Origin of the sequence: Pseudoalteromonas sp. 13-15 (assembly GCF_001468205.2) — a bacterium.
Taxonomy (GTDB): Bacteria; Pseudomonadota; Gammaproteobacteria; order Enterobacterales; family Alteromonadaceae; genus Pseudoalteromonas; species Pseudoalteromonas marina.
The window spans coordinates 69,989-84,171 of the sequence record NZ_CP019163.1 but is presented as its reverse complement, the minus strand read 5'-3'; the positions used below and the strand labels follow the sequence as shown (position 1 = coordinate 84,171).

8 protein-coding genes are annotated in these 14,183 nt (G+C 39.9%); all 8 read right to left on the bottom strand.

Going from position 1 to position 14,183, the window contains the following annotated elements:
- Nucleotides 1-32: 32 nt before the first annotated feature.
- Nucleotides 33-1,118, bottom strand: coding sequence for a DUF418 domain-containing protein (locus ATS72_RS15880; RefSeq protein WP_235591556.1), 1,086 nt, complete (start codon nucleotides 1,116-1,118; stop codon nucleotides 33-35).
- A gap of 15 nt (nucleotides 1,119-1,133) precedes the next feature.
- Complete coding sequence (locus tag ATS72_RS15875; protein ID WP_033018946.1) at nucleotides 1,134-2,348, bottom strand: EAL and HDOD domain-containing protein; 1,215 nt, start codon at nucleotides 2,346-2,348, stop codon at nucleotides 1,134-1,136.
- Nucleotides 2,349-2,440: 92 nt separating this feature from the next.
- A complete protein-coding gene (locus tag ATS72_RS15870) occupies nucleotides 2,441-3,976 on the bottom strand; it encodes a glycogen synthase (protein ID WP_058429216.1) in 1,536 nt (511 codons plus the stop codon).
- 70 nt (nucleotides 3,977-4,046) lie between these two features.
- Nucleotides 4,047-5,348 (bottom strand): glucose-1-phosphate adenylyltransferase, encoded by a 1,302-nt coding sequence (gene glgC / locus ATS72_RS15865; protein ID WP_006791778.1) that lies wholly within the window; start codon nucleotides 5,346-5,348, stop codon nucleotides 4,047-4,049.
- Nucleotides 5,349-5,366: 18 nt separating this feature from the next.
- Nucleotides 5,367-7,898, bottom strand: a complete 2,532-nt coding sequence (locus ATS72_RS15860; RefSeq protein WP_058429215.1) for a glycogen/starch/alpha-glucan phosphorylase — start codon at nucleotides 7,896-7,898, stop codon at nucleotides 5,367-5,369.
- Complete coding sequence (glgX, locus tag ATS72_RS15855; protein ID WP_058429214.1) at nucleotides 7,891-9,954, bottom strand: glycogen debranching protein GlgX; 2,064 nt, start codon at nucleotides 9,952-9,954, stop codon at nucleotides 7,891-7,893. The genes ATS72_RS15860 and glgX overlap by 8 nt, the downstream gene beginning before the upstream one ends.
- Entirely contained in the window at nucleotides 9,947-12,184 is a 2,238-nt protein-coding gene (gene glgB / locus ATS72_RS15850) for a 1,4-alpha-glucan branching protein GlgB (protein WP_058429213.1), read from the bottom strand. The genes glgX and glgB overlap by 8 nt, the downstream gene beginning before the upstream one ends.
- On the bottom strand, nucleotides 12,185-14,176 hold the full coding sequence (gene malQ, locus ATS72_RS15845) for a 4-alpha-glucanotransferase (RefSeq protein ID WP_058429212.1): 1,992 nt from the start codon (nucleotides 14,174-14,176) through the stop codon (nucleotides 12,185-12,187). It lies immediately after the preceding gene.
- Between the last annotated feature and the right edge of the window lie 7 nt (nucleotides 14,177-14,183).

The following is a 14,183-nucleotide window of genomic DNA, read 5'->3' as shown; positions in this document are numbered from 1 at the left end:
TAGTGTATACCCAAACCACCTAAAAATGCGAGTTATGCCGCCGATTTAATGTCGGTTAATTTGCGCCACAGCACTTCAAGCGGGCCTTGTTTAAAATAACGACTATAAAATAACGTAAATAATAACTGCACAGCAACTAAGCTGCCAGCAACTAACCAGTAATCTATTCTATTAAAGCTAAGTATCCACTCTGGAAATAACACTCTATAAATAAGTAATTGCATGACGGTTTGGCTTATATACAGTGTGAATGCCATGCGACCCGCCTGCTGTATTAGTTTGCCAAACTGTGGGCTATTATTACAAAACTTAACAATTACATGAATATAAAGCCCAGCCATACACAGAGCAGCGAACATGTTAGAAATTTCTTGTAAACTCATACCCAAACCACCAGTAAGCGTTGATGTGCTTAGTCGTATACTACAAAATATAAGTACACCTAAGCCACACACCCACAACTGCTGATTTGATAGACCTTTGTTAAATATTCCCTCTTTATACGCGTAAATGCCAATTAGCATGATGCCAACGCACATCCACATCGTCATTAACGGTACTGTTACTAGCATAACGATATTTATAAAAAGATTTTCATTAAAGTAATCACTGTAATGAGGGCTAAATAACTCAATAAACTTGGCAGAATCACGAAAGCTCTGATCGTCAGGAATAGTGAATAACACTAAAAACGTAACCACCGCCGAGAGCCCAGTAAACTCGAGCCCTCTTTGCAATAGCTTAGGGTTGTCGGTGTCTAGATATTTAATAATAAACCAGCCAGACACTCCATAAACAAACAAAATATCACCAGCCCAAAGTAAAAAGCCATGTATAAGACCAAAAATTATGAGCCAATATAATCTACTTTTTATTTGCGCAGATGATTTAAAGCGCTGCCATTGAATATACAAACCTGCGCCAAAAAGTAAGCTAAACAACGTTCTAAATCGGCCTTCTATAAACAGTATATTAAAATATTCAATGATGGTGTCGCTTACAGGGGGGGTAGTTAAAGGCACATAACCAAATTCCATAAAACCAAAGGCATAGCCATTCATAAACACTAAGCCAAGCACGGCAATGCCGCGAATAAAGTCCATATTATAATTACGCATTAAAGCTGTTTTCCGTTAAATATTATTTTTATAGCTGTCGGCCCAGTCAACCGACTTCTGGTAAAGCTCTGGTAGTATATCACTTTGTATATTTAAAAATATAACAGCTTGTTCGAGTGCCCACCAGCTGCCGGTTTCGTATGCTTTAACAACTTTTAAAATGTAATACAGTGTGTTTTTTTCTTCGAGCAAGGCTGCTTTTATATCATCCTGAAAAGGTAATTTTTCAACAAGCAAGCTCATTGGTTGATCTAATATAGCGTCAAGAAGCGAAAATAAGCCGGTTAAAAACGCCTCTCCTGACTGATGCTTGGCCACTTTTTTAGCAATCAATTCACAAAAGCGGGCACGTACGACGCACACTTGCATTAACTCTGCAGGCTTTTTACCAGCGGTGTGAGCGGTAACAATTAAACTAACAAACTTTTTTAACCGCTCCTGACCCAAATAAACCAGCGCTTGCTTTAAGGAGGCTATTTTACTTTGTATGGGAAATACGCCGCTGTTAATTAAACGTAGTAATTTATAAGCCAGTGCGGCATCCAATTCAAACAACGCTGCTATTTTGGTTAAATCTGGATTGGGGCCCATTATTTCAGCATATATTGCAACGACTAACCCGTAGTTATAATCAATGTCGTTGTGCTTCATCATGGTGGGTTTTGCAAAAAAGTAACCTTGAAAGTAATCAAAGCCCATGCCAGCGGCAACTTCGTATTCTTCCTGAGTTTCTATTTTTTCTGCGAGTAACTTAATTTGTTTGTGATCTTTGAGCTTTTTTATAATAGGGTGAATGTCGTTTAATGGGGTTATGGTTATATCAAATTTTATGAGTTTAACCAGCTTTAAAAAGCGATCCCATTGCGGTTTATATACAAAGTCATCAAGGGCTAAATTAAAATTACTATGAAAGAGCTCTCGGCATAACTCGTAATTTGTATCAGTGGGCTCTATGCTTTCAAGAAGCTCTATTACAACGTCTTGGCACGGTAAAAAGGCACACAGGTCAAGCTCTAAAGATTCAGGCCCAATGTTGATGAGCGCTTTTTTACCAGAGGTGATATGGCGTGTGCCCAAATTAAGTTGATTTTCCATAATAAGCCGCGCAGTTGCCTGCCCTTCGGCTATATCAGGAAAAAAGTTTTTAGGACTGTCCCTAAAAAGTAGCTCGTAAGCAACTACTTTTTGACGCCGATTGAAAATTGCTTGCCTTGCAACAAATACAGACACTTTACCTACTTTATTTCATTCCATTAATACCAAGTTATTAATAGCGTAAATAATCTAAAATGTCACTGCGCTTAAGCTAAATTAAACAAACTTTATCGGTACAAGGTTGAAATGTAATCACTTGCAACCTGGGACCACGAAAAGCGTACTGCTTTAGCATTAGATTTTATTTGCTGCCATTTTTTGGGATGTTGTTTATAAAATGCTAGCGTTTCGGTTAAACATGAAAGCAAAGTATGTGTTTGCTCACGCAATGTTGCGCCATTAAAACTAAACCCATTTTGATTATGTTTTACCGTATCTTTTAATCCGCCAACACTATGTACCAAACAAGGTTGGCCTGCGCGCATTGCCAGCATTTGGCTTATTCCGCAAGGCTCAAACGAACTAGGCATTAAAAATAAATCACCTAATTGATACATTAAATCACCTACTCTTTGCGCATAACCTTTTAAAAATAGTAAATTTTCGTTACGTGCCATGGCTTTTGTAAACAATGCTTCTAGCGCTTTATCGCCAGAGCCTAATATGATTAAACGCCCACCCTGTTCATTAATACTATTACATACTGCGTCTATCGCAAGTTCACCATTTAATGGCTGACATAATAACAATACTTTTTGTTCTGTGAGTCTGCCTACGCTTGTAACAATTGGCCCATTATTTGGTGTTGCTTTAAATTGCTTTAATCGTTGGTGCGCAATGTAGTGAACGCTTTCAAGCTGTTCGCTGTTGCTCATCCAAGCAAATAAGCTTTTTTCTGCCTCGTTGTACAACTCGTCCATAACTGCATTTGCAACTTCCAATGCAGGGTATTCACAGCCATTCAAAATGCCGACCAATTTACCTTGTTCGGCTGCATTTTGTAGGTCTTGTTCAAGCCCCTCCCCACCAAAAAAGCCATCATTGTAATTACTGGGTTTAAGCACTTCTTGGCTGTAGGTAGGCGATACTAAATGAATTTTGTCTGCTAAATTAATGGCGCTTCGCATTGGGTTAAAACAATTTGAATACCTTGGGTCGCACAAGTGTTGCCCGTTGTAACTTAATGATGGAAACCAAGCTTCTAAGCTCGATTCATCGTGCTTAAAAGGCCTTATTCCTTGTAGTGCTAAATTGTGCACTGTGTACGCTAAATGTATATCGTGTAAAGCACTGTAACGTGGCTCAAACTTAAGTAAAACAGCAACGCATGCGCTATGCCAGTCATGTAAATGCAGCGTACTAGGGCGTTTAAGTAGTCCTTGCAATAATGCTTCGCAAACAGCCGCATTAAATAGCGCAAACTTTGTTGCATCGGTTGCAAATGGCCTACCCGGTGCATCATTACAATAAACGCTACCCGATTCACTAAACATTGGGTGGCTTATTACAATTTGAGTTATATTATTTTTTGTTTGATCCACTTTAAACAAGGTCATTACATGAGATTGAGCATTAAACGCCACGGTTACTTCACCTATGTAATGCCTATTTAATGGCTCAAATCCATAATCTGGGATCACCACATCAACCGATACGCCATGCTTCGCAAGAGCCTTCGGGGCATCACGGACTACATCTGCTACACCGCCTACTTTAGCGCCAGGTAACGCATCGTTCTCTGCTGCAACCATTAATACATGCATTAATTTACTACTTCCTTTGTTTTAATAAGCTCACCCGCTTTAGGGCAAGCTTGTTTTGCCTAACTCTGTATTAAGCTAGTTTCTTATTTTCTTGTGTTTGACGCTCTAACTTTTTAGCAAGTTCACTAAGCATGTCGCGGGTAACAAGTACGATGCCTTTTTTTGATACCCTAAAACCATTTTCTTCATCTGTTTTACGGTCAAATCCTATTTCAAGCCCTGCAGGTATTTCACAACTTCTGTCTATTATTGCACGTTTTATTTTACAACCGCGGTTAATAATAGCGCCCGGTAAAATAACCGATTGTTCAATTTCACAAAACGAGCGCACATGCACGTTAGAAAATAACAATGATTTTCTTACTGCCGAACCCGAAATAATACACCCTCCCGAAACTGTAGAATCAAGGGCCATTCCTCGCCTGTCGTCATCATCAAATATAAATTTAGCTGGGGGTAATTGCTCTTGGTATGTCCAAATTGGCCACGCTGGGTCGTATAAGTCAAGTTGAGGCTCAGGCATAACAAGTTCCATGTTAGCCTCCCAAAATGAGTCGAGTGTTCCTACATCGCGCCAATATGGCTGACCTTCTTGTTGAGGGTCTCTGAATGGGAATGCAAAAACGTTATGCTCTTCAATAATAGCGGGTATTATGTCATGCCCAAAATCACGTCCTGAGCCTTCATTTTCAGCATCTTTCTTAAGTTGCTCAAATAAGAACTCAGTATTAAATATGTAGTTACCCATTGATGCTAAGCATGTACCCGGCTTGCCTGGCACTGAGCTTGGCATAGCTGGCTTTTCATCAAAACGACAAACACGGCTTTCTTCATCTACTGTCATTACACCAAAGGTATCTGCAGCTTCTTCAACAGGTACTTCAATACAACACACGGTCATATCGGCCCCTTTTTGAACATGTTCAGCAAGCAATGCACCGTAATCCATACGATAAACGTGGTCGCCTGATAAAATCATTACATATTTAGGTAACTCATGACGAATAATATCCATATTTTGAAAAACAGCATCGGCGGTGCCGCAATACCATTCATCACCATGGCGTTGTGATGCAGGTAATATTTCAACCGATTCACCTAATTCCTTTTTAAAGTGCCCCCAAGCTCGATTTACGTGGCGAATAAGTGAGTGAGATTTATATTGTGTTGCTATACCCACACGCCTAACACCCGAGTTGATACAGTTAGACAAAGGAAAATCAATAATTCTGTGTTTACCACCAAAGTAAACGGCTGGCTTTGCACGCCAGTCGGTCAATTCGTGCAGGCGAGAACCACGACCACCAGCCAGTATTAACGCATACGTTTCTCTAGTTAGGCTACTTATGTAGCGATTTGCATAATTAGGCATACTATTCTCTCCATTTATCTAACTTTTAGTGGCTTTACTGGTAGTTGTCGTTGAGTCAGTGTCACTAGTATTGAGTGGGGTTAAATGCCAAATATCGTCACTGTATTGGCTTATGGTCCTATCACTTGAAAATATGCCACTGGCAGCGGTATTTAAAATACTCATTTGCGTCCAATAAGCTTGATCAGCATAGGCTTTATCTACTTGCTTTTGTGCAGATACATAGCTTTCGAAATCGTGTGCAACAAGCCATGGATCGTGTGGGCTCTTAATTGCATTAATTACATCGTCAAACAGGCAAGGTTCAAATAAATTAAAGTGCCCGCTTTCTAGCAAGTGCATAACATTGGCTAAGTCGCTATTTTGTTCAATTAAATGTGCGGGGTTATAACGCGACTTAATATCATCAATCTGATGTGCCTCTGCACCAAATAAGAAGAAATTATCGGCACCAACGGCATCTCTAATTTCGATATTGGCGCCATCTAACGTGCCAATAGTTAATGCACCATTCATCATGAACTTCATATTACCGGTGCCTGAAGCTTCTTTACCGGCGGTTGAAACTTGCTCAGACAAATCAGTAGCTGGACAAATAACTTCCATAGCTGTCACATTGTAATTAGGTAAAAAAGCCACGCGTAAATACGACGACGCGAGGGGATCTTTATTGATCACATCTGCCACATTATTGATTAGCTTAATTATTTTTTTAGCCATGTAGTAACCCGGCGCAGCCTTACCACCGAGTAAAACACAACGTGGCACTAATCCTTGTGTATCACCACGACGAATGCGGTCATATAAATGGATAACATGGAGTATATTTAGTAACTGACGCTTGTATTCATGAATCCGTTTAACTTGTACATCAAACATCATGGATACATCAAACTCTACACCACAGCGCTCTTTCACTAAATCAACTAAACGTTGTTTGTTTGTTACTTTGGCTTTTTGCCACTGTGCTTGAAATGATGTGTCATCATAAAAACGACGTAGCTGGTTTATTTGAGCAAAGTCACGTACCCAATCGGTGCCTATTTTCTCACTAATCAATTCACTCAATGTAGGGTTACAATGGGCAAGCCAACGGCGAGGTGTAACCCCATTGGTTTTGTTATTAAACTTGTTAGGCCAAAGTGTATAAAACTCTTTAAATAAACCCGCTTTTAATAGCTCTGTATGCAGTGCAGCAACACCATTAACTGAATAGCTGCCCACAATGGCTAAATAAGCCATGCGAATTTGCGGTTCGCCACCTTCCTCTATTAGCGATAGCTCTCGCTGTTTATCAACATCACCAGGCCAATGCTGTGCAACTTCGGCTAGAAAACGTGCGTTTATCTCAAATACTATTTCTAAAATACGGGGTAACAATTTTGAAAATAATGAAACTGACCATTTCTCTAACGCTTCAGGTAATAAGGTATGATTTGTGTAGGCCATTGTTTTTGTTGTTATTTGCCATGCATCATCCCAGTCAAGCTCGTAATCATCAACTAACACTCTCATAAGCTCTGCCACTGCAATACTTGGATGAGTATCGTTTAATTGAAATACATGGTAATCAGCAAAATCAGTAAAGCTTTCACCATGATCACTCACCCACTGATCAACAATGTCTTGAATACTCGCTGATGATAAAAAGTATTGTTGGCGTAGTCGTAGCTCTTTACCATTTTCACTGCTGTCGTTAGGGTAAAGTACCATAGTGATTTGTTCGGCTAAGTTTTTTTGTGCAACTGCTTCTGAATAACTACCCGCGTTAAATTCAGTTAGGTTAAATTCGTCGGTCGCTTCTGATTTCCATAAGCGTAGCGTGTTTACAATATTGTTTTTATAACCAGGAATGGGCACATCGTAAGGCACTGCTAACACGTCATGGCTACTAACCCACTGGCGGTGTTCCCTACCTTGTTTATCAGTATAACTATTTACATAACCACCGAACTTAATGCGCTTAGAATGCTCGGGAGCACTTAGCTCCCAAGGGTGACCCTCACGAAGCCAATTATCGGGTTGCTCTATTTGATTACCATCACTAATTGATTGGTTGAACATTCCGTATTCGTATCTAATGCCGTAACCCACAACGGGTAAAGCTAAACTTGCACAGCTATCTAAAAAACACGCAGCTAAGCGCCCTAAGCCACCATTACCAAGGCCTGCATCGTGCTCTGCGTCTTCGACTGTTTCAATTTCGGTACAATATTCTTGTAGTGCCGATGACACTTGATCCTCTAAATCAAGATTTAATACCGCATTGCCCAGGGCACGCCCCATTAAAAACTCAAGTGAAAGATAACTGGTTTTTCTGCTTTTTTGCTGTTTGATTTTTTTATTCGTTTCTCGACACCGTGCCACTAAACGATCGCGGATCGTCAATGCTAATGCATGGTACAAATACAGCTGCGACTCACCGACTTTGTCTCGCCCTAGGGTGTAATAAAAATGGCGCGTTAAATCATCTTTTAAGGTGCTTTCGTCTATTACAGGGCCTTCTTGCCACCCCTTTACAACACATACTTGTTCAACTTGCTTAGCCATTAGCTACGTCCTCTAAGTTAGCACTAAAAACCCAACTACTTTGTGCAGAAATTTCAACGGGTACATCTTGGTGAGTTGTTAAAGATGCATTATTTACACTTGATAAAACCATTTGCCACGAGGCATTAATAGGTGATGGAGGCAACTGACAACTGACTGATTTTTTATTAGCATTGAATACAATAAGTAATGCGTGTTTATTTTGCTTATCAAGCAAGCTATACATTAAAAATTGACGCGAATTCTCATGCCAATGCGAATCTGTCATAGTGTCACCTGTTTCGGTAAACCATTTAACAGTAAAGCGCTCGTCTATATCGTCTAAAAATACACTGTGTTTAAACGCACTATGTGCACGTCTAATTTTAAGGGCATCGTCTATAAAACGCGTTAAAGAATGATTCAGCTGTGATTCTTTCCATGCAAGCCAACTCGTGCGATTATTTTGACAATATGCATTGTTATTACCCCCTTGAGAATGTGCCATTTCGCTGCCAGCAGCAATCATAGGCACGCCTTTAGAAAGGATTAATGTGAGTAAAAAGTTTTTTTGTTGTTGTAATCTTAATGCGGCTATTTTTTCATCAGTGCTAAAGCCTTCTGCCCCGCAATTAAATGAGTAATTAGCACTGTGGCCATCTCTGTTTTGCTCGCCATTTGCTTCATTGTGTTTATGCTCGTAACTCACTAAATCAGCAAGGGTAAATCCATCATGGCTGGTTATAAAGTTTATGCTATTGAGTGGGCCTCGTTGGCTATGCTCAAATATATCAAACGAGCCATGTAAGCGTTTAGCTACGTTGGCTATAATCCCTTCATCGCCTTTCCAAAAACGACGAATTACATCTCGGTATTGGTCATTCCACTCTCGCCAAGGTGGAGGGAAAGCCCCGAGTTGATACCCACCAGGGCCAATATCCCATGGCTCACTAATTAACTTTACCTTATTTAAAACAGGGTCTTGAGCAATAGTTTGTAAAAACGTATGCGCTGAACTAAACCCAGCCTTTGAGCGGCCCAGTATTGTTGCTAAATCAAATCTAAAGCCATCAACCCCCATTACTTCAACCCAATATCGCAAGCTATCGAGCACGAGCTGCAACGTTTTTGGGTGATCTATATTAATGGTGTTACCACACCCCGTATCGTTTATGTATACATTGGGTTGAGCTTCTACTGTGCGGTAATAAGCAAGGTTGTCTAAGCCGCGCAACGACAATATGGGGCCATCATTACCCGCTTCAGCTGTATGGTTGTAAACAACATCTAAAATAACTTCAATATCTGCAGCATGAAGCTCCTTAACCATCTGTTTAAAATCGTTAATATCGTCGTTTACCAAATAGTCTTTGTGAGGAGTGAAAAAGTTAAGCGTGTTGTATCCCCAATAATTTTGTAGGCCTTTGCCTGTTAAAAATTGCTCGCTAATAAAGGCATGCACAGGGAGTAGCTCTATTGCTGTGACTCCAAAACTTTTTAAATGGTCAATAAAATGCGGGTGACTCAATCCTAAAAATTTGCCTTGCAGCGTCTTAGGTATTTTAGGATGACGACACGTAGTCCCTTTTACATGACACTCATAAATGACTGTTTTAGACCACCTGTGATTCGGTTTTTTATGTTCATAAAAATCAATTGATGACACTTTTGATTTTGGTATATCAATGACATTGTTAACGGTACTTTTGGTGCCTATTGGCATTTGTCCATAATGGCGTTCACTCCATGTAAACTCACCAAATAAATCTTTAGCGTAAGGGTCAATTAATAATTTATGTTCATTAAATAGCAGGCCATTATCAGGGTTATATTCGCCCTCAACCCTGAACCCATAAAGTGCCCCAGTATTAAGCGGTGCAATATGGATACTCCAAATACCACCTTCATTTATATTCATAGCCACTTTTAGTATTTCAGAGTGGCCACTTTTATCAAATAAACACACATACGCTTGTGTCGCTTTTGGCGCGTACAATGAAAAATTAACACCATTTAAATGCAAGCTCGAGCCAAGAGGCTCAACAAGACCGTGAGTTACTTCAAATTGATTACTCATCTTGTACCTTTTGCAAATAAATTGTTGTTAAGCCACCCATAGCAATAGTGATGCTTTGGTTAAAACCATGTTGAGGATTGTCGTTAGTGACAACAGTATTTGATTGGTTTTGCGATACTTTAATACCCGAGCCAAAAAATTCGCTTTCATCTGTGTTTATTATCACTTTATAAACGCCTTTGCTCGGAACGCCTAAGGTATATTCTTGATATGACATTGGCGTAAAGTTGGCAATCACAACTACAAAGTCATGGGCATTTTTAGCGTAACGTACAAAGCTTAAAATGCTTTGCTCGTTATTATTGTTGTCAATCCAATCAAATCCTGCGGCACTTGAGTCAAGTTCATACAGCGCGGGTTGATTTTTATAAACCTCATTTAACGTTTTTACTGTCTGCTTTATACCTTTATGACTTTCATGTTGTAGTAAATGCCAATCAATAGAATGATCATGCCCCCACTCAGCACGTTGAGCTATTTCCCCCCCCATAAATAATAACTTTTTACCTGGGTGTGCCCACATAAATGCATAATAAGCACGTAAATTTGCGAATTTTTGCCAATCATCGCCCGGCATTTTTTCAATTAGCGCGCCTTTCCCATGAACAACTTCATCGTGACTCAGCGGTAAAATAAAGTTTTCACTAAATGCATATACCATCGAAAACGTGATTTCGTGATGGTGATGTTGCTTATAAAGTGGATCGCGTTGCATATACAACAAGCTATCGTTCATCCACCCCATATTCCATTTATAGCCAAAGCCTAGGCCATTGTGCTCAACACTCTGCGTAACACCTGGCCAAGCAGTCGACTCTTCTGCCACCATCATAATGCCAGGGTTGTTTTTATAACTGCGTAAATTAACCTGTTTGAGGCATTCAATTGCACCGAGGTTTTCGCGACCGCCATAGCAATTAGGTATCCACTCACCTTCTTTACGGCTGTAATCTAAGTACAACATTGACGCAACGGCATCTACTCTTAAACCATCTAAGCCAAATTGATGAAGCCAATACATTGCATTAGAAATCAAAAAGCTCTTAACTTCTGGACGGTCATAATTATAAATATAAGTATTCCAATCTGGATGAAAGCCTTGGCGTATATCGGCATGTTCGTACAAGTGCGTACCATCAAATCGGTGTAAACCATGGGGATCACTTGGGAAATGCCCAGGAACCCAATCAAGTAAAATCCCTACGTTATATTTATGGCATTGCTCTACAAAATACTTAAAGCTGTTGTAATCACCAAAGCGACTGGTTGGAGCAAACAGCCCAACAGGCTGATACCCCCATGAACCGTCAAACGGGTATTCACTTATGGGCATAAGCTGTAAGTGGGTAAAGTTCATTTCAAGCGCGTAACTAACGAGTTTGTCGGCAAGTTCGGTATAACTTAAATAACGATTACCTTCACCTCGCTGCCACGACGCTAAGTGCACCTCATAAATACTGATTGGTGCGTCTATATGATTACGCTTTTGCCTATTGCTTATTGCTTGTTCACTTAACGCTATTGCCTCTGGTTTGTATTGAAGAACACTCGCGGTACCAGGAGCCTGTTGCATTTTAAAAGCGTAAGGGTCTGCTTTTTCTATTACCTCACCACTTTGCGCTGTAATGGCAAATTTGTAGCACATGTCTACTTTAAGCTCGGGAATAAATAACTCCCACACACCACTGGCAGGGTGAAAACGCATAAAATGTCGATTCGCTTGCCAAAAATTAAACTCACCAATAATTGAAACGCTGGCTGCATTAGGTGCCCACAAGCAAAAACGAACACCATTTACATCTTGCTGGTTGGTAAAGTGCGCGCCAAAGTGCAAGTATGCATGCTCTAAACTGCCCTCGTTAAATAAGTACATGGCATCTGTATCAAGCTCACTGTTAAAACTATATTCATCAAAAAACGTAGTCGAAGTGTCGCTATATTTGGCTGTACATAAATAAGGCAAGGTAGGCAACTGACTTACACGGGCTATAAATAAATCACTGTGCTTATATCTTTGCGTTTCGACTATTTGATTGTCAATTGACAAAGAAACATGGTGGGCATCAGGTAAATATACACGCACTTCTATATTTGATTCACTTACTTTATGTGCACCTAAAAAGCTAAATGGGTCTTTAAATCGCCCTATGTTAAGTGCATTAACTTGGGCATCGTAGTCAGCGCTTTGAGATTTAGGTAATGCCGAACTATTTGAAGCTGTACTGCTCATTTAACCTTTCCTTATTGAATCGATTGCAGCTAAAAGCCTGGCGTTGTTTGCAAAAATTTCTTCACATGTATGTGTTAATACACGTCGCCAATTTGGATATTCTTTGTCTGTACCAGGAATATTCACCGGATATTGCTGTTCATCTAAATCATCTATTTGAAGTGCAAACAATCGAGAATCTGAGCCAGCTAAACACTGGCTAAGCGCACGATAAACCGACTTAGCATCGCTGTGTATCGTTAATGTAAGATTAGATGTAGCATTGATAAAACGAAGCAATCGCGTTTTTTCATCGATTCTCTGGTTGGTAATTTGCGTTGATTGTTCGTCGTCAATTAAATGATATTGTTGTTTTATAGCTATGTCATCGTGCTGCCACCAGCCTGTAAAGGGCGGTACATCATGATTTGCAATCATCAATAAGCACTGAGGGGGTAATTCGTGTAACGGTAAAAAATCACCATCGTTTTGCTTTTCAAAATAAAATAAACTGTTTGAAAAAATACCACTGCATGATAATGCATGCTTTACTTCTGGAGGAACAATGCCTAAATCTTCACCTATAACTATGCTTTGATTAATATGCGACTCTATTTTCAAAATGGCCAACAAATGTTCAAAGGGGTAATAAATATAGCAACCATCTCGCTGACCATTATTTTCAAAACACCACCACAAGCGGCGAATAGCCATAACATGGTCGATTCTTAGCCCGCCTACACTCTGCATATTTTCACGAATTAACGAACGGTAAAATGAGTAGTTATTGTGTGCTAAACTTTGCGGGTTTAAAGCCGGTAACCCCCAATCTTGCCCGCCCTCAGCCCAAGGATCAGGCGGTGCACCCACACTGGCATTATCGGCGAATAATGACCGTTGTGATTTGAACTCAACACCATCGCCAGCGCACCCAACAGCTAAATCATTAATCAGACCTATTGCCATACCCCCTTTCATACACCGCTCTTGACATAAACCAAGTTGAAGATGCGCTTGCCACTGTAGGTAATAATCAAAAAGAGAGGTTTGTGAATCTATTGTTTGTAAGGTGGGCTGATGTTTATCGCAAAAAGCATTGAATGCATCACGACGAAGCTTACTGGCTGTTAATTCAAAATGGCCGTACAGTGCTTTAAATAATTTATATTTAACGCGACTAACATCCTCGTAATTAATAAACTGCCCGCATTTATTTAAAAGAGAAGTCGCCTCATTACTTTGCATAATTTTTGCTAATTCAGCATTGTTTTTACTGTCTTCGCACAAATCAACAGAAATGTATAAAGGGTTTAGTAACGCACGACTATTAGGGCTGTATGGGCTTGCACGCTCAGGCATTTCGCAAAACAACAAATGCAGAGGGTTGAGCAAAATGTAATCCATATTGTGCTCACAGCACAAATCAACAAGCGTGAGTAAGTCTGAAAAGTCGCCAATTCCCAGTCTTTCTTTATTTTTAAGCGTATATAACTGAACCGACAACCCCGTTTTTTTTGTATCTTCAACTTGAAAAACACGCTCGGGCACAGACCAGATATCAGTACTTGCGTGCTGTTCACCTACTGTAATGTCTGCGTGGTAATACCCTGTTGGTATTGAAGGTAAAGGCAGTGCAATTTCAATATAACGGACACCATTAAAGTAGTATTCACCTGTAATTATTAAATCATCAAGGTTAGTAAATTCACACTTTATTCCCAGTTGTTCAACACTTACTGATGCAGTTTGGCTAAGTTGTCTGTCATCTATTTTCACTTTTAAATAAAAGTCTGTTTGCTCAATTAAACTTACATTGGGCAAGAGCTGCATCCAAGGCTCTACATCGAGCTTGTAATTTAATTGAGCTATTTTGTTATAGTTGTTGGTATCAACACCACAACATTGCAGGGCACGCTTACGTGTATCTTCACTGAAAAATATCTGCTCGCCTGTGTATTTAGTAAACTCATAACCAATACCGTGTAAGTAAAACAACTGCGAAAGTTCGTTCATTTACAGG